We start from the raw sequence: 16,987 nt of genomic DNA on the forward strand, positions 1-16,987 counted from the left end.
GGGGGCCGGCATGACCCGCGGCCGCTACCTCGGGTTCGTCGCCGCGGCGGCCACCCTGCTCGCCGCCGCCCCGCTGTCGGCGATCTTCGACACGATGACCTGGCTGCTCCAGGCCGTCGTCGCGGTCGCCCTGGTCACCGGTGCCGCCACGCTGGCCCGGTCGCTGCGGGCACCGGTGTGGGCGCAGGTGCCCGCCATGATGCTCGCCCTGCTGTTCGCGCTGACCTGGATCTTCCCCAGCGGCGACGAGGTGCTCGGCATCCTGCCCGGCCCGGCCACCTTCGGCCACTTCGGGGAGCTGATGTCGCAGTCGGCCGACGACGTGCGGTCGTACGGCGTACCCGTGCCCGACGGCGACCCGCTGCTGTTCATCAGCGTGCTCGGGATCGGCGGCGTCGCCGTCGTCGTCGACCTGCTGACCGTCGGGCTGCGCCGGCCGGCGCTGGCCGGCCTGCCGATGCTGGCGATCTACTCGGTGCCGGTCGCGGTCTACTCCGACAGCGTGCCCGCGCTGCCGTTCGTCATCGGCGCGGTCGGCTTCCTGTGGCTGCTGGTCGCCGACAACGTCGACCGGGTACGCCGCTTCGGCCGGCGCTTCACCGGCGACGGTCGCGACGTCGACGTGTGGGAACCGTCGCCGCTGGCGGCCGCCGGCCGCCGGCTCGCCGTCGTCGGTGTCGCCCTGGCGGTCCTGCTGCCGGTGGCCGTACCCGGCATGAGCTCCGGGCTGCTGACCAACTTCACCACCGACGGCGGCAGCGGCCCCGGCGGCAACGGGCGGCCCGGCCCGGGCACCGGACCGGGGCGGGTCAACCTGTTCGCCGCGCTGTCCGGCCAGCTCAACCAGTCCCGGGTCTACGACATGGTCAAGGTCACCACGACCGAGGACGACCCGTTCTACCTGCGCTTCGGGGCGGCCGACGAGATCCGCCGGGACGGTTTCGGCGTACGGACGCCGCGCGGCACCCCGGTCACCCGGTCGCTGCCCGACCCGCGCGAGGCGGCCCGGCCCGGCATCAGCCGGGAGACCCACCGGGCCGAGGTCGAGATCACCGACGACTTCGTGATGCCGTTCCTGCCGGTCTACGGCGAGCCGGTCGGCACCCGCGAACTCGACGCCAACTGGCTCTACGACCCCGATCTCCAGGTCGTCTACTCCAACCGCCAGCAGTCCAGGGGCAAGAAGTACTCCTTCGAGTACGTCCGCAGCCGCTTCAGCCCGATTGCGCTGCGGGCGGCCACCCCGCTCCCGGCGGAGGACGAGACCCGGCAGCGGCTGACCCAGGTGCCGGCCGTACCCGAGGTGCAGACCCTCGTCGACCGGCTGATCGCCGACCGGTCGAACGACTACGACCGGGTCCGGGCGATCTACGACTACTTCTCCCGCGACAACGGGTTCAGCTACAACCTGCGCACCGAGGGCGACACCAGCGGCGAGGACATCGTCAACTTCCTGAACAACAAGGTCGGCTACTGCCAGCAGTACTCGGCGGCGATGGCCTGGATGGTCCGGGCCGCCGGCATCCCGGCGCGGGTCGCGTTCGGGTTCACCAACGGCAGCGACCGCACCGGCGGTACGTACACGCTGACCAACCTCAACCTGCACGCCTGGACCGAGGTCTACTTCGGTGGCATCGGCTGGGTGCCGTTCGACCCCACCCCGGCGTCCAGCGTCGCCGGGTCGGCCCGGTCGGCCTGGGCGCCCGACACCGACGCCCCCGACCCGGTCACCCCGTCGGCCGCTCCCACCGGTTCCGCCGGCCCGAACGCCCCGCTCGACCCGGGCGACGAGAACCTGTCCGGCGGCGGCCTCGGCGACAACTACACCGACGACCTGACCGGTGCCACGCCGGAGACCGCGCCGACGTGGCCGTGGTGGACCGCCGCGGGCGTGGCGTTGGTGATCGTGTTGCTCGCGCTGCCCGGCTGGCGCCGTGGTCAGGTACGCCGGCGCCGTCACGCGGCGACGGTGGCGGCCGCCGGTGCGGCCACCCCGGACGACACGGCCGCCGCACCGGGGGTGGCCCGGGTGGTGGTCACCGGCGCCGAGGCGCAGCGGGCCAGGGCCGACGCGCACGCCGCCTGGGACGAGCTGATCGACACGCTGGTCGACTACCGGGTGCCGGTCGACCCGACCGAGACGCCCCGGGCCACCGCCGACCGGCTGGTGAAGGCCGACCTGTCGAAGCCGGCGGCGGCGGACGGCGTACGCCTGCTCGGGCGGGCCGAGGAGCGGGCGCGGTACGCCCGCGAGCCACTGCCGGGCGTACCGCTGACCGAGGCGCTGCGCTCGGTACGGCGGGCGCTGGCGGAGGGCGCCGACCGGCGTACCCGGCTGCTCGCCGCCACGCTGCCACCCTCGGTGCTGCTGCGCTGGCGCGGCGCGATCATGGATGCTTCGGGCCGGCTCGTGGCGACGACCGGACGCTGGCGGGACGCCGTGACCCGCTGGAACCCCCGTCGCCTCCTGGCCGCCCGCACCTCCCGCTAACACCAAGATCCGCGTGATCAGGGATTGAATCGGGCGTGTCGTCGGCGCGCCGGGATACCAGCTCCCTGATCACGCGGATCTTGCTAGGCGGTGAGTGTGGCTGGACCGGCGGGCGGGGTTTGACCGGCGAGCACGGCCGGCCGAGCCGGCGGGCGCGGCAAAGCGGCCGGCGGGCGTGCTGAACCGGCGGGCGTGGCGAAGCCGGCCGGGCAGGACGGGTGTCCGGATCAGGCTGAGGGGACGAGTGCTCCCGCGCCGGGTGGCATGCAGCGGCCACCGGCCATCAAGATCGGCCTGATCAGGGAGTTGGTCTCCGGACGCGCCGAAGACACGCCCGATCTAGTCCCTGATCACGCGGATCCTGGAGTCAGCGGTTGCCTTCCGGCCGCTGACGCCACCGATCCTCCAGGCGGTCGATGAACGACGACCGCCGGGCACGGGTGCGCCGGCTCGTGGTGCCTCCGACGACATGCAGGTCCGGCGACTGCGCCCGCCGACGCGAATGGATCGCGTAGGCGGCCCCACCGAGCATGACGACGAATCCCGCCACGCCGAGCAGTGGAACCTTGCTCACCGTGCCGTAGACAACCAGTGCTAGGCCGGCGATGACCACGACGGCCGCAACGAGCAGCCGACGCCGCGAGTGCAAACGCGGGTCGCTGGCGCGCACAGCCGAGGCGAATTTGGGGTCCTCGGCAAGCGACCGCTCGATCTGCTCGAACAGCCGCTGCTCGTGCTCCGAGAGCGGCACGGCACTCCTCCCGGTCGCGTTGGTCGGTCCGGTCGAACCGACAGACCGTGGCAGCCAAGCCGGCTGCTTTCCTGCAAGTCTACGAGGGCGTTCGACGCTCGGAAAGCGGGACGACCTTCCGCCGGCCCGGATTTTCCGTCCGTCGCAGATCATTATCACCGAGAAGGCTCGCCGGACGCACCACCGACCGGCCGAAACGTGCTGCCGCCGCGTCCGCCGCGGCCTCCGCCTCGCGCCAGCCACGCTCCGGCGCACCCAGTGTGAGCTGCTGCGGAGTCGACCCGGCGGCGGCGAGCCCCTCGACCCGCACGCCGACGAGACGGATCGAACTGCCCGGGGCCAGCAACTCGTAGAGTGCCCACGCGGTGTCGAAGACGTCACGTGCCACATCCGTCGCCCCGGGCAACGTGCGTGACCGGTTCACGGTCCGGAAGTCGGCGAGCCGGACCTTGATTGTCACGGTGCGCCCGACCTGTCCGGACTGCCGCAGCCGTACGCCGACCTTCTCGGAGAGCGCGAGCATCGCCCGCCGGATCACCTGTGGGTCGTCGACGTCGGTGTCGAAGGTGACCTCGGCGCCGATGGACTTGTCGACGTGCTCCGGGGTGACCCGCCGCGGATCCCGCCCCCACGACAGTTCGTGCAGGTGGGCGGCTGCGGCCTCACCCAGCGCGCCGCGCAGTGTCGCGAGCGGGACGTTGGCGATGTCGCGCACGGTGGTCAGCCCCAGCCGGTGCAGCGTCTGCGCCGACCGCTCCCCCACCCCCCACAGCGCGGCGACCGGCAACGGGTGCAGGAAGTCGAGCACCAGGGCTTCGGGCACCACGATCAGCCCGTCGGGCTTGGCCCGGGTGGAGCCCAGTTTGGCGACGAACTTGGTCGGCGCGACCCCGACCGAGCAGGTGAGCCCCTCCTGCTCGTGGACCCGTTCGCGGATCAGCCGGGCGATCTCCGCCGGCCGGCCGAGCAGTCGCCGGGCGCCCGCCACGTCGAGAAACGCCTCGTCCATCGACAGCGGCTCGACCAGCGGGGTGACCCCACGGAAGATCTCCATCACCGCCCGGGAGGCGGCCGTGTACTGCGTGAAGTCGGGCGGCAGGAACACCGCGCCGGGGCACAGCGCCCGGGCCCGGGCGGTGGGCATCGCGCTGCGCACACCGTAGGCGCGGGCTTCGTAGCTGGCCGAACTGACCACGCCACGGTTGCCGGTGCCACCGACGACGACCGGCCGGCCACGCAGTTCGGGCCGCCGGCGGATCTCGACGGCGGCGAAGAAGGCGTCCATGTCGACGTGCAAAATCGGGCATCCGCTGTCGTCGGCTTCCGGCCCGAAGCGCGGATCGCCCCCCGGCCCCCCGGCCCGTGGAATTGCCTGGCTACGCCCCACCCCAGCAGGCTAACCACCGGGTACGACACCACACCGCCCCCACGCCCTACGGGGCGCGATCGAGCCGGCCGGAGGGGCGCCGATCAAGGAGAAGTCGTCCCCTTTACCGCCCGAATTGCCGTACACATCCCCTTGATCGCGCAAAAGCCCGGGCGCGGGAACCTCAGGGGCGGATGGTCAGGAGTGGGATGAGCATCTCGGCGGCGGTGTAGGAGCCGTGGTAGCCGACCAGCCGCGCCTCGATCGGATGGTCGGTGCGGGTGGCGACCACCGCGTAGTTCTCGTGGCAGGCCACCACCACGTCACCGACCCGCGCCAGATGCCGCTCCGGCACCGGGCCGAACCAGCCCGCCGCCACCGCCTCGTCGCGGGTGGCGACCCACGCCGCCCGGCCCAGTACGCCCCGCCAGGCGGCCACCACGTCGTCGGTCGCACCCGGCTCGACATGCAGGTAGCGCACCCGCGGCTCGCCGGCGACCAGCCGCAGCCCGGCCCGCAGGCGCGGGTCGGTGTCGAGGTCGAAGCGCCGGTCGACCGGCACGTTGAGCTGGCCGTGGTCGGCGGTCACCAGCAGCGCGGCATCGGACGGCAGCCCGTCGGCCAGGTGGGCGACCAGACGGTCGACGTCGGCCGCCGCCAGCCGCCAGGCGGGCGAGTCGACACCGGTGAGGTGCCCCACCTTGTCGAGATCGGGGTGGTAGCCGTAGACCAGGCCACGGCCGTCGGCGGCCCGCAGCGCGGCCAGCATCTCGGCGGCGAGCGCGTCCGGGTCGGCGGCGCCGACATGGCGACCGCCCCGGTTGGCGGCCAGGGTCAGCCCGCTGCCGGCGTACTCGGGGCGGCTGATCACGGTCACCGCGACCCCGTCGGCCTCGGCCCGTTCGAGCTGGGTGGAGACCGGCTGCCAGTGCAGCGGTGACGGCTCCTCGCGCCAGTCGATGTGGGTCAGCACCCGGTCGGTGCCGGGCACGTTGACCCGGAAGCCGAGCACGCCGTGCCGGCCGGGGGCGGCACCGGTGCCCAACGAAACCAGACTCGTCGGGGTGGTCGACGGGAATCCGCTGGTCAGTGGGCGCCCGTACCGCCCGGCGAGGTCGGCCAGCGCCGGCGCGTGCGGCGCCGCGACCGGAAGCAGGTGCCAGCCGAGCCCGTCGACGAGCAGGACGGCGATCCGGCGTACGCCGTCGAGCCGGCCGACCAGGCCGAGCGGGTCGGCGGCGCCGGGCACCCCGAGCACCGCGAGGCTGCTCGGCAGCACGTCGGCGAGGCTCCCGCCGCCGTAGCGGGGCATCACCCGGTCGAAGACGTCCTGTCCCGGCGCGGCTGGTTTCGGTACGCCCTGAGCCGGTACGACCGGAACGGCGACCTCGGCCGTACCCTGCTCCGGCACGACCGGAACGGCAGCGACCTCGCTACGCTCGCTCACGAGGCCGGGCGGCGGGCGAAGAGGTGCAGTTGGGCGGCGACGTCCCGATACGGCGGCAGCGCCGCGGCCGCCAACTCCAGGTCGATCAGCGCCTGCGGGGCGCCGTCGGCGACCGCGGCCGGGATCAGATCGGCGAGGACCCGTACGCCGTGGGTCTCCTCGACCGTCAGCCCGGCGGCCGCCAGCAGCGCGGTGGCGCCCGCCACGTCGTAGCGGCGGCGCAGCGTGTCCCGCGGCCCGGCGGTGCCGTGCTCGTCGGCGAGCAGCGCGGCGGCGACGTCGAGGTGGCCGTTCGTGGCCCGGCTGAACACGGCGGCGGCCCGGCCGGCGACCAGCACGCTCGCGGCCCCGCCCGGACGGAGCGCCGACGCGACGGCGACGACGACGGACGCCGGGTCGTCGACGACCTCGAGTACGGAGTGGCAGAGCACCAGGTCGGCGCTGGCCGGCTCGACGAGCCCGGCGAGCGCGTCACCGTCGCCCTGCACGGCGCGTACCCGGTCGGCGACGCCGGCCTCGGCGGCCCGGCGGGTCAGCGCGGCGAGCGCGTCGGGGCTGGCGTCGACGACGGTGACCCGGTGACCGGCCTCGGCGAGCGGTACGGCGAAGCCGCCGGTGCCGCCGCCGACGTCGACGACGGTGAGCTGACGGTCGCCCCGGCGGTCGAGTTCACGGCGCAGGACGGCCCAGACCACGGCGGTGCGGGGGGTGACGAGGGGGCCGGCCGACGGCACCGGGGATCCCGGCCGGTTACGTGTGCGCTCCACCCGGACGAGCCTAGGCCATGCCCCACGTGCAAGCCCGGCGCGAGCGCCGGCAGTCGCCCCACGTGCAAGCCCGGCGCGAGCGCCGGCAGTCGCCCCACGTGCAAGCCCGGCGCGAACCACCCGGGCCTGCGGGGTGGGGGGTGATCGTTAGTTGTTCCGCCGTTGTAGGTACGGCGTGTCGAACTGCTGGGCAGCAGATGATCACGGGTGCCCTGGCGGGCCACCGATCCCGCCGTGCTCACAAGTCAGCGGAAGTCCCGGGACGCCGGGGTGACCGGGGTGGTGATCGGGTCGAGCCGGTCGGCGACGAGGTTGGTCACGCCCTCGGTCTTCTCCAGTCGGCCCCGCACGACCAGCGCCGTGCTGGTGCGGGCCACCCGGCGGTAGCGCTGCCACAGGCCGGGCGAGCAGGTGACGTTGAGCATGCCGGTCTCGTCTTCGAGGTTGACGAACGTGACCCCGCCGGCGGTCGCCGGCCGCTGCCGGTGGGTGACGATGCCGCCGACCCGGACCCGGCGGCCGGCCTCGACCGACGCCAGGGCGGCGATCGGCACCGCGTCCAGTTCGTCCAGCCGGGGGCGGATGAACCGGGCCGGGTGGGTTTCCGGGGACAGCCCGGTCGCCCAGACGTCGGCGACCAGCCGGTCGACGTCCTCCATGCCGGGCAGGGTGGGCGCGGTCGCGCCGGAGACGGTGCCGGGCAGCCGGTCCGGCCGGTCCTGGGCGGCGGCGCCGGCCGCCCACAGCGCCGCCCGCCGGTCCAGGCCGAAGCAGGCGAAGGCGTCGGCGGTCGCCAGCGCCTCCAGCTGCGCGGCCGTCAGGCCGACCCGCCGGGCCAGGTCGGACATGTCCCGGTACGGCCCGTCGGCGGCCCGGACCCGCTCGATCTTCTCGGCGAGGTCGGCGCCGATGGTGCGTACGCCGGACAGGCCGAGCCGGACCGCCGGACCGCCCAGCCCCCACCGGTGCGGCGGCTCCCCCGGCGCGCTGCCCCACCGGGTGTCCGGCGTGGACTCCAGCCGGGCCTTGGCGGCGCTGGCGTTGATGTCCGGCCGGCGTACCCCGACACCGTGCCGGCGGGCGTCGTCGACCAGGGTCTGCGGCGAGTAGAAGCCCATCGGCTGGGCGTTGAGCAGCGCGGCGAGGAACGGCGCCGGGTGGTAGCGCTTGAGCCAGGCGCTGGCGTAGACCAGGTAGGCGAAGCTCATCGCGTGGCTCTCCGGGAAGCCGAAGCTGGCGAACGACGACAGCTTGAGGAAGATGTCGTCGGCGACGTCGCCGGTGATGCCGCGCTCGGCCATCCCGGCGTACAACCGGTCTTTGATCCGGGCCATCCGCTCCTCGGAGCGTTTCGAGCCCATCGCCCGGCGCAGCTGGTCGGCGCCGGCGGCGTCGAAGCCGGCGACGTCGATCGCGAGCTGCATCAACTGCTCCTGGAACAGGGGTACGCCGAGCGTCTTCTCCAACGCGTTGTTCATCAGCGGGTGCGGTACGGCCGGCTCCTCCAGCCCGTTCTTGCGCCGGATGTACGGGTGCACCGAGCCGCCCTGGATCGGGCCGGGCCGGATCAGCGCCACCTCGACGACCAGGTCGTAGAACTGGCGGGGCTTGAGCCGGGGCAGGGTGGCCATCTGGGCGCGGCTCTCCACCTGGAACACCCCGACCGAGTCGGCCCGGCACAGCATGTCGTAGACCTCGGGGTCGTCCAGCGGCATGTCGCTCAGGTCCAGTGTGGACTCGATCATGTCGTGGGCGTAGTGCAGGGCGGAGAGCATGCCGAGCCCGAGCAGGTCGAACTTGACCAGGTCGACGATGGCGCAGTCGTCCTTGTCCCACTGCAGGACGGTGCGGCCGGGCATCCGCCCCCACTCGACCGGGCAGACCTCGATGATCGGCCGGTCGCAGATCACCATGCCGCCGGAGTGGATGCCGAGGTGCCGGGGGAAGGTCTGCAGCTCGTTGGCGTACTCGATGACCTGCTCGGGGATGCCGTCGACGTCGACGGCGGCGACCGACCCCCACCGGTCGATCTGCTTGCTCCAGGCGTCCTGCTGGCCGGGCGGGAAACCGAACGCCTTGGCGACGTCGCGCACCGCCGACCGTGGCCGGTACGAGATCACGTTGGCGACCTGGGCGGCGTGCTCCCGGCCGTACCGGGTGTAGACGTGCTGGATCACCTCCTCCCGGCGGTCGGACTCGATGTCGACGTCGATGTCGGGCGGGCCGTCGCGTTCCGGGGCGAGGAACCGTTCGAAGAGCAGCCCCCAGCGGACCGCGTCGACGTTGGTGACCCGCAGCGCGTAGCAGACCGCCGAGTTCGCCGCCGAACCGCGCCCCTGGCAGTAGATGTCGTTCTTACGGCAGAACGTGACGATGTCGTGCACCACCAGGAAGTAGCCGGGGAAGTCCAGTTCCTCGATGATCCGCAGCTCGTGCTCGATCTGGTCGTACGCCCGCCGGTTCGACTCCGGCGGGCCGTACCGGTCGAGCGCCCCCGCCATGGTCAGGTGGCGCAGCCAGCTCATCTCGGTGTGCCCGGCCGGCACCGGGTGGTCGGGCAGCCGGGGCGCCACCAGGTGCAGGTCGAAGGCGAGGTCGGCACCGAACTCGGCGGCCCGGGCGACCGCGCCGGGGTATGCCGCGAACCGGGCCGCCATCTCGGCCCCACCGCGCAGGTGGGCGGTGGCGGCGGCGGGCAGCCAGCCGTCGATCTCGTCCAGGCTGCGCCGGGCCCGTACGGCGGCCAGCGTGGTCGCCAGCCGGCGCCGGGCCGGGGTCGCGTAGTGCACGTTGTTGGTGGCGACGGTCGGCAGCCCGACGCGGGCGGCGAGCCCGGCGAGCGCGTCGTTGCGGTCGCCGTCGGTCGGGTCGCCGTGGTCGGTCAGCTCGACGGCGACGTTGTCGGCGCCGAACAGCGCGGTCAGCCGGTCGAGTTCGCGGGCGGCGGCCCCGACCCCGGCGGTGAGCAGCGCCGCCGGCACCGGCCCTTTGCGGCAGCCGGTGAGCACGAGTACGTGGTCACGCAGATCGGCGGCGATCTCCTCCAGCTCGCCGTAGTCGGGTTTGCCCTTCTCGCCGCCGCGCAGGTGGGCGCGGGAGATGGTCCGGGCCAGCCGGGCGTAGCCCTCCGGCCCGTGGGCGAGGGCGAGCAGGTGCCGGCCGAGCGGGTCGGGTTCGCCGTTCTGCGGCCCCGGCAGCCCGAGCGACAGTTCGGCGCCGAAGATGGTCGGCAGCCGCAGCTCGCGGGCCGCCTCGGCGAACCGGACCACGCCGTAGAACCCGTCGTGGTCGGTGACGGCGAGCGCGGTCAGCCCGAGCCGGGCCGCCTCCTCGGCCAGTTCCTCCGGATGGCTGGCCCCGTCGAGGAAGCTGAAGTTGGTGTGGCAGTGCAGTTCGGCGTACGGCACCGTGGCCGCCGGCGGAACCAGTGCCGGCGGTGCCTCGTACGGCTGCCGGCTGCGGGTCCAGGCCGGGGAGTCGCCGCCGTCGCCGTCGACGGCGAGCGGGTCGACCACGTACGGCCGCGGCCGGCCGGACAGGGCCCGTTCCAGTTCGGACCACGGCATCGCCGGGTTGTGGAAGCTCACGGCCGGTGGTCAGTCATAGACCGCCTCCACCGACCACCGGCCGCCGGAGAGCCCGAGCAGCAGTCCTCCGCCGTCGGCGAGGACCACCTGGAAGCGGGCCCGGCGACGGGCCTCGGCCGGCGCCCACCAGCGCTCGTCGACCGGCCACGGCCCGGCCCACCCGACGATCCCGACCGGTGGCCCGGTGCCGACGGCGACCCGGGCCGGCGGGGCGCTGACCGCCAGCCGGGCGCTGACGGTGACCGGTTCACCGGCCGCGTCCAGGACGGTGGCGGGCAGCGGGGCGGGCAGCACGACCGCCGGGTGCGGGGCCGGCAGGCTGCCCGGCCACGGCGGCACCGGCCCGGCCGCCGCCCGGGACCGGCCGGCGGCCCGTCGGCCGCCGCCCGACCGCCCGCCCACCGGATCGGGCGGGGCCGCCGGAACGGCCGGCGCGCTCCCGGCGGATACGCTCCCGGCCGCCGGGGCGGCTGACGCACTCCCGGCCGGCCCGTCCTCGGCCGGCGTGGCGGCGGGCGGCCCGGCGACAGACGGCACAGCGGCGGGCAGCGCCGGCAGGCCCGGCGCCGCCGCCGGGTTGCCGGGGCGGATCGGCACCCGCTCGTCGCCCCACGGCACCAGCCGTACCTGGTCATGGGGTGACCGGCCACCGCCGGGCACCGGGGTGACCACCGACTCCGGGCCGAGAATGCCCTGCACCCGGCTCAGCGCCCGGTGTGCCCGGTCGCGTCCGGCGCCGGTCTCCCCCCACAGGCCGGGTTGCAGGCCGACGTGGGCGAGCACGCCGTCGGGAACCAGGCTCAGCCGGAGGATGCCGGCGGTCGGCCGGGGTGGTGCGGCACCGGCCGCGCCGGGCCGCCGGCCGGCGGCGGTCAGCCAGCCGTCGAGTTGCCAGCGGACCCGGTCGCTGATCGCGGCCGCGGTCAGCAGCCCGTCGTGCCGCCAGACCCGGTGCAGTTCCTGGCCGTGGGCGGTGACCGCCTCGATGACCAGCCGGGTGCAGGCCAGGCCGTGCCCGGCGAGCGTGTCGTGCAGCCGTTCGGCGAGCGTCCGGGCGGCGAACGCGGCCACGTCGACCCGTTCCAGCGGCTCGTCGTACGTCTCGGTCACCGCCAGGTCGGGCGGCGGCCGGCGGGCGGCGAGCGGGCGGTGGTCGCGGCCGGCCGCGAGCCGGTGGGCGAGGATCCCGTCGAACCCGAACCGGGCCAGGACGTCCGCGGCGGGCAGGGCCGCGAAGTCGCCGAGGGTACGCACCCCGAGCCGGCGCAGCAGGTCGGCCAGGGCCGGCCGGCCGAGGGCCTCGACGGGCAGGCCGGCCAGGAAACGCGGGGTGTCGCCGGGTGGGACGACCTGCCCGGTGCGGGCGGCGAGACCGGCGCCGAACACCCCGTCGGCGATCCCGACCTGGCTCTCCACCGCACAGGACTGCGCGACGTGTTCGACGACGCGTTCGGCGGCCGGCTCCTCGCCGCCGAAGTAGCGGGCCGGGCCGCGGGCGGCGATCGCGCAGGCGCCCGGCCGGATCACCTCGACGCCGGCGGCGACCTCCTCGACGGCGGCGAGGACCGGCTCGAAGGCGCGGGCGTCGCGGGCCGGGTCGTGGTCGACGACGGTCAGTTCGGGGCAGCGGCTCTGGGCCTCGCGCCGACGCAGCCCGCGCCGGATCCCGTCGGCGCGGGCCGCCTCGGAGCAGGCGACGACCCGGCCGGCGTGCAAAACCGCGACCGGGGCCGACGCCGGGGTGCCGTCGGTGATCTCGGCGGCGATGACCGGCCAGTCAGGACACCAGACGAACATCGTCCGCACCGGCACGCCCACCGCTCTCCCACCCCCGCGACCCCGTGCCGGTCACCTCGACCGACGACCAACAGATTAGAACATACGTTCGGAATCCGTGAGGTGACCAGGGAGAATAGGCTCGTGGGCCGTCAGCCCGCCTGTGCGCGCCGCCCGCCCACGGGCAGCCGGACCGGCGCCGCCGCGTCCTGGGCGGCACGGACCCGCCCGCCCTCGTCCGGAAGCCACAGGACCAGTTCGGCGTGCGGGCGGTGGGACGCGGCCATGGTCAGCCGGCGGGTGCGCAGCCGGCCCCGCCCCTGTCCCAGGCCGAACCACTCCTGGCGGCGTACCGACACCCGCAGGTCGCTGCCCTCCCAGGCGGATCCCAGCGTGAACAGCGTGCAGCGGTGTTGGCGGGCCTTCGCCGCCAGCCGCCGCGCCAGCGTTCCCGACACCTGCACCGCCGGGTCGACCAGCACCGCGTCCGCCCCCGTCACCAGGGCACCGACCGCGTCGGCCCAGGCCGCGCCGGGATGGGGAACCAGCGCCAGGGTCTCCAGCCGGATGCCCAACTCCTGGGCGGCCAGGTGACCGAACGACGGGAGACCGACCACGCCGCACCAGCCGCCTGACGCCGACACACCGGCCAGCATCATCATCGCCAGCGACGTCCGGCCGCCCCCGCCGTCGATGGCGACCACCGCGCCACGCCTCAGCCGCCCGCCGAGCAGCGGCTGCATCGGCGCCGGCAACGGCAGGCGGTCGTCGACCGCGAGCCCCGGATCGGTCTGCCCGACCAGCGCCCGCAGACGCGCGAGGTCAGTCATCTGTGCTCTCTGGTCGGTCGTGCGGGTCGGGTCGTCCGGGTGGCTGGTCGGCGCGGGGTGGCTGGTCGGCGCGGGCCGCTCAGGCGGCCAGGTCGCCGGGCAGGCCGTCGATGGCCGGCTGGTGGGCCACCCCGAGCGTCGCCTCGACGAGGCTGACGAACTGCTCGGCGGCCCGCAGCAGGTCGTCGGCCTCACGGGCGGTCACCACCCGGGGAATCCCGGCCTCGGCGGCGGCGCGCTTGGTGGCACCGGTGGCGAAGAAGGTGGCCCACTCGCCCATCTCGGGAGCGACCAGCACGAGCAGGGTCCAGACGCTGGTGATCCGGTTGCGGCGGGTGGGGGCCGGACGGGCGCGGGCGGCGAGCATCGCCGCGGCGGCGCGCAGGGCGGCCAGGTGGGCGGCGGCGTAGCGCAGACCGTCGGGGCGGGTGCGGGCCGCCTCGGCCAGTCCCTGGCGGGCGATCGTGAGCAACTGGGTCGGGGTGCGGTGCGGCAGCACGTGGGCCGGCACCAGAGGTGCCGAGTTGGTCGCCATGGCTCTCTCCTCCGCGTCGCAATTCGCCGTACGCCACCGGCCACCGACGCCGGTCGGCGGGTCCGCGGCGGTGCACCGACCGGCCGGGCGCGAAGCTTCCCCACACCACACCCGGCCGGTCGTGCCGGCGGGCCCGTTGTCCGCCGCCCGGGGGTCGGGGGCGGCGGACAACGGTCCTGCCTTTGGCGGGCCAGGTCTCGCGAAGACCCGGGTCCCTCTGTGCGGTCGCGCGTCACCGCACATCCGGGAGTCGCGCCGCGAATCGCTCCTCCCGGGCGCCAGAACCGTCCCCGAAAGCGGCCACCCGTCGGGCTCGACCCGGAGGCTCGGCCGGGCCGACCCAATCAAGAGGGTCGAATCGAACACGCGTTCTAACTACTGAAGACTGTACACCTCCCCTGCGACAAAAACGCAAGGCCAACCGCGACAACCTCCCCGGTCCGGGGAAACGGCGGGGTCGCCCGGCGGCGGCCGGAACCGTAGCCGGGCGGGCCGTCAGCTCCGGCGCCCACCTGACCGCCCCGTTCGTCTTCGACGACCCGCACTTCGCGCGGCGTCCGTACGACCGCTGGTCGGCGTACGGCCAGTCGAAGACCGCGGACGTCCTGCTCGCGGTCGGCATCGCCCGGCGGTGGGCGGCGGACGGGATCACCGCCAACGCGGTCAACCCCGGCTGGGTCATGACCAACCTCCAGCGGCACGTCGACGACGACACCATGCGCGCCCTCGGCGCGATGGACGAGGCGGGCGACATCATCGAACAGCCGTCCCTGAAGTCGCTGCCGGAGGGCGCCGCGACGTCGGTGCTGCTGGCCGCCTCGCCGCTGGTGGAGGGCGTCAGCGGGCGGTACTTCGAGGACAACCGGGAGGCGGAACCGGCGCCGGAGGGACCGGAGCCGACCGGCGGGGTCGCCGCGCACGCCCTTGATCCGGAGGCCGCCGACCGCCTCTGGGCGTACGCGGCCCGGAGTGTCGCGACGGCGCGCTGAAGCCGGCACACCGCCGGCCGGCGTCCGCGGGCTACGGTTCGAGGCGGGCGAACCAGTCGCGGGCGGCCCGCACCCCGCCGGTCGGGGCGAGGGCGACCATCAGGGCGCTGCGCGCCTTGCCGGGGGCCAGCCCACGCGCGCCGATCGCGCCCACCCGGCCGGCGAGTCGCGCGCCGAGGGACAGCTCGTCGAGGTCGACGCCCCGGGTACGGCACCGGGACGCGACGACCACCGGGATGTCCCACTCGACCAGGTCGGCGACGGTGCCGAGCAGGCCGGCCGGGATGTTGGACAGGCCGGTGCCCTCCAGTACGACGCCGCGGGCGCCGGCGTCCACCACCGCGGTGAGCAGCACCGGGTCCATGCCGGGGTACGTCTTGATCAGGGCGACGTCGGACTCCGGCTCGCCGGCGGGCGCGGGTGGCCGCGGCGGCCGGGCGGCCAGCATCTCGACCCGGCCGTCGACGACCCGGCCCAGGGTCGGGAACGGCGCGGAACTGAACGCCGCCACGCCGGTGGCGTCCACCTTGGTGACCCAGCGGGCGGCGTGCAGTTCGTCGTCGAGGCAGGCCACCACACCGACGCCGGGCAGGGCCGGGTCGGCGGCGGCGGTGATCGCCGAGGCCAGGTTGCGCGGGCCGTCGGCGGACAGGTCGTCGAAGTGCCGCATCGCGCCGGTGAGGACGATCCCGCCGCGCAGGGCCGCCTCCCCGGCGAGCAGGTCGGTGAGAAGGCGGTGTCCTCCAGGGTGTCGGTGCCGTGGGTGATCACGACGCCGGCGTACCCGTCGTCGAGGATGGCGGCGCGGGCCCGGCGGGCCAGCGCCAGCATCGTCGCCGGGGTCATGTCCCAGCTCGGCTCGGACAGCACGTCCTCGACGGTCACCTCGGCGGTGAGCAGTCGGTCGGGAACGGTCCGGAGCAGGCCGGCGCCGTCGGCGACGGCCTCGTGGCCCGGCCGGCGCGAGTAGGCCATGGTGTCCTTCGTGGCCAGCAGCAGCACCCGTCCACCCACGTACGCCCTCCTCGCCCGATCCGACGCCGGAATCATAACCCGCATATACCCCTACTGGGGTTATAGGTCGATCCACTCTTCCGCCCGGGCTCGGCGACTCGACGCCCGCCCCGCCCCCGGCGCCGACGGGCGACCGAGCAAGATGGGGACATGCAGGCACACCCGAACGTCCAGGCCGTACAGGACGCGCTGGACAACGCCGACGCCCGGGACGGCTCCGGCAACCGATGCCAGGTCCGGATGCTGCCCGACGCGGTCCACACCGCGGCCGCGGCGGCCGACGCACTCGGCGTCGAGGTCGGCCAGATCGCCAACTCGCTGATCTTCGACGCCGACGGCGAACCACTGCTGGTGCTGACCTCCGGCGCCCACCGGGTCGACACCGCCCAGGTCGCCGCCGACCTCGGGGTGACCGCGCTGCGCCGGGCCACCCCGGAGTTCGTACGCGCCCACACCGGCCAGCCGATCGGCGGCGTCGCCCCGCTCGGCCACCCCGGTCCGGTACGCACCCTCGTCGACAAGGCGCTGGCCGGATACGGCGAGGTGTGGGCGGCCGGCGGCGTACCCCGGGCGGTCTTCCCGACGACGTACGACGAACTGGTCCGGATCACCGCCGGCACGCCCGCCGAGGTGGCGTGACCGGGCACGGACCCGACACCCGTCACGCGGGCGCCGAGCGCAGCGACGTACCGGAGCTGGTCACGCTGCACGTGTGGCGGATTCCCCGGCGGGCGGTGCCGCGCGCGCTGGTCCGGATGGCGGCCGATCCGCGCCGGCTGCGGGCGCTGCCCGGAGTGCGGTTCGGCAAGCTGCTCGGCACGGGCACCGGAACCGGGTTCGGGCCGACCGACGCCGACCCGACCCGCTGGGCCGCCGTCACCGTCTGGGACGACCCGGCGGCGGCGGACGGCTTCGACGAGAGCCCGGTCGGGCGGGCCTGGCGGCGGATCGCCGCCGCCGGCGTACGCGTCGACCTGCGGCCGCTCACCAGCCGGGGCGACTGGTCCGGCGTACGGCCGTTCGGCGACCCGCCCGGCGGGGCGACCGGCGGTCCGGTGCTCGCCCTGACCCGGGCCCGGCTGCGGCCGTCCCGGGCGCTGACGTTCTGGCGGGCGGTGCCGCCGGTCGCGCGGGCGCTGCACGCGGCGCCGGGGCTGGTCGCCCGCTTCGGCATCGGCGAGGCGCCGGTCGGCTGGCAGGGCACGGTCAGCGTGTGGCGCAGCACAACGGATCTCGTCGAGTTCGCGTACCGTCACCCGGAGCACCGGGCGGCGATCACCCGCACCCCGGTCGAGCGGTGGTACGCCGAGGAACTGTTCGCCCGCTTCGAGGTGCGCGACGTCGTCGGCGACCGGTCGGTGCTCGGCTGGACCGGGCCGGATGCGGGCGGGGCAGGACCGGCGGAGGATGACCGTGGACGGCAGTGAGGAGCGG

Annotated in this window: 13 protein-coding genes and 1 pseudogene; 4 read left to right on the top strand and 10 right to left on the bottom strand. The window is 75.0% G+C overall.

Annotation, left to right across the window (positions count from 1 at the left end; genetic code table 11):
• Positions 1-10: 10 nt before the first annotated feature.
• Entirely contained in the window at positions 11-2,491 is a 2,481-nt protein-coding gene (locus AB0I42_RS14700; protein ID WP_357537549.1) for a DUF3488 and transglutaminase-like domain-containing protein, read from the top strand.
• Between the two features lie 367 nt (positions 2,492-2,858).
• Here AB0I42_RS14700 and AB0I42_RS14705 read toward each other — a convergent pair whose 3' ends face one another.
• From AB0I42_RS14705 to AB0I42_RS14740, 8 genes are all read right to left on the bottom strand, one after another.
• Positions 2,859-3,242: a DUF3040 domain-containing protein gene (locus AB0I42_RS14705; RefSeq protein ID WP_357537550.1), complete on the bottom strand. Its 384-nt coding sequence runs from the start codon at positions 3,240-3,242 to the stop codon at positions 2,859-2,861.
• 79 nt (positions 3,243-3,321) lie between these two features.
• On the bottom strand, positions 3,322-4,629 hold the full coding sequence (locus tag AB0I42_RS14710) for a DNA polymerase IV (protein WP_357537552.1): 1,308 nt from the start codon (positions 4,627-4,629) through the stop codon (positions 3,322-3,324).
• A 163-nt stretch (positions 4,630-4,792) separates the two neighbouring features.
• Positions 4,793-5,920 (bottom strand): nucleotide pyrophosphatase/phosphodiesterase family protein, encoded by a 1,128-nt coding sequence (locus AB0I42_RS14715; protein ID WP_357537820.1) that lies wholly within the window; start codon positions 5,918-5,920, stop codon positions 4,793-4,795.
• Positions 5,921-6,051: 131 nt separating this feature from the next.
• Positions 6,052-6,822: a methyltransferase domain-containing protein gene (locus tag AB0I42_RS14720; RefSeq protein ID WP_357537554.1), complete on the bottom strand. Its 771-nt coding sequence runs from the start codon at positions 6,820-6,822 to the stop codon at positions 6,052-6,054.
• Between the two features lie 245 nt (positions 6,823-7,067).
• Positions 7,068-10,409, bottom strand: coding sequence for an error-prone DNA polymerase (locus AB0I42_RS14725; protein ID WP_357537556.1), 3,342 nt, complete (start codon positions 10,407-10,409; stop codon positions 7,068-7,070).
• Positions 10,410-10,418: 9 nt separating this feature from the next.
• A complete protein-coding gene (locus tag AB0I42_RS14730) occupies positions 10,419-12,206 on the bottom strand; it encodes a DNA polymerase Y family protein (RefSeq protein WP_357537821.1) in 1,788 nt (595 codons plus the stop codon).
• Between the two features lie 131 nt (positions 12,207-12,337).
• Positions 12,338-13,015 carry a hypothetical protein gene (locus AB0I42_RS14735; protein ID WP_357537558.1) on the bottom strand — a complete coding sequence of 226 codons (678 nt, stop codon included), beginning with the start codon at positions 13,013-13,015 and terminating at the stop codon, positions 12,338-12,340.
• 79 nt (positions 13,016-13,094) lie between these two features.
• Positions 13,095-13,550, bottom strand: coding sequence for an SAV_6107 family HEPN domain-containing protein (locus AB0I42_RS14740; protein WP_357537560.1), 456 nt, complete (start codon positions 13,548-13,550; stop codon positions 13,095-13,097).
• Here AB0I42_RS14740 and AB0I42_RS14745 point away from each other — a divergent pair.
• The gene (locus AB0I42_RS14745) at positions 13,532-14,539 is read left to right on the top strand and encodes an SDR family NAD(P)-dependent oxidoreductase (RefSeq protein WP_357537562.1); all 1,008 of its coding nucleotides are present in this window, start codon (positions 13,532-13,534) and stop codon (positions 14,537-14,539) included. The two genes, AB0I42_RS14740 and AB0I42_RS14745, sit on opposite strands and share 19 nt — an antisense overlap.
• A gap of 31 nt (positions 14,540-14,570) precedes the next feature.
• Here AB0I42_RS14745 and AB0I42_RS14750 read toward each other — a convergent pair whose 3' ends face one another.
• Both AB0I42_RS14750 and AB0I42_RS14755 read right to left on the bottom strand, forming a co-directional pair.
• A complete protein-coding gene (locus AB0I42_RS14750; RefSeq protein ID WP_357537564.1) occupies positions 14,571-15,209 on the bottom strand; it encodes an asparaginase in 639 nt (212 codons plus the stop codon).
• 119 nt (positions 15,210-15,328) lie between these two features.
• A pseudogene (locus tag AB0I42_RS14755) lies at positions 15,329-15,598 on the bottom strand (asparaginase domain-containing protein); the annotation flags it as partial.
• A 105-nt stretch (positions 15,599-15,703) separates the two neighbouring features.
• Between AB0I42_RS14755 and AB0I42_RS14760 the strand changes: the two are divergent.
• Both AB0I42_RS14760 and AB0I42_RS14765 read left to right on the top strand, forming a co-directional pair.
• On the top strand, positions 15,704-16,192 hold the full coding sequence (locus tag AB0I42_RS14760) for a YbaK/EbsC family protein (RefSeq protein WP_357537566.1): 489 nt from the start codon (positions 15,704-15,706) through the stop codon (positions 16,190-16,192).
• Positions 16,189-16,980, top strand: coding sequence for a monooxygenase (locus AB0I42_RS14765; RefSeq protein ID WP_357537568.1), 792 nt, complete (start codon positions 16,189-16,191; stop codon positions 16,978-16,980). Before AB0I42_RS14760 ends, AB0I42_RS14765 begins: the two co-directional genes overlap by 4 nt.
• The last annotated feature ends 7 nt before the right edge of the window (positions 16,981-16,987 follow it).

The organism is Polymorphospora sp. NPDC050346 (assembly GCF_040655695.1).
Taxonomy (GTDB): Bacteria; Actinomycetota; Actinomycetes; order Mycobacteriales; family Micromonosporaceae; genus Polymorphospora; species Polymorphospora lycopeni.

Coding starts and splice junctions, on each gene's coding strand:
- AB0I42_RS14730 (WP_357537821.1), bottom strand. CDS start 12,206: ATGTTCGTCTGGTGTCCTGACTGGCCGGTCATCGCCGCCGAGATCACC.
- AB0I42_RS14715 (WP_357537820.1), bottom strand. CDS start 5,920: ATGCCCCGCTACGGCGGCGGGAGCCTCGCCGACGTGCTGCCGAGCAGC.
- AB0I42_RS14700 (WP_357537549.1), top strand. CDS start 11: ATGACCCGCGGCCGCTACCTCGGGTTCGTCGCCGCGGCGGCCACCCTG.
- AB0I42_RS14735 (WP_357537558.1), bottom strand. CDS start 13,015: ATGACTGACCTCGCGCGTCTGCGGGCGCTGGTCGGGCAGACCGATCCG.
- AB0I42_RS14750 (WP_357537564.1), bottom strand. CDS start 15,209: ATGCGGCACTTCGACGACCTGTCCGCCGACGGCCCGCGCAACCTGGCC.
- AB0I42_RS14760 (WP_357537566.1), top strand. CDS start 15,704: ATGCAGGCACACCCGAACGTCCAGGCCGTACAGGACGCGCTGGACAAC.
- AB0I42_RS14740 (WP_357537560.1), bottom strand. CDS start 13,550: ATGGCGACCAACTCGGCACCTCTGGTGCCGGCCCACGTGCTGCCGCAC.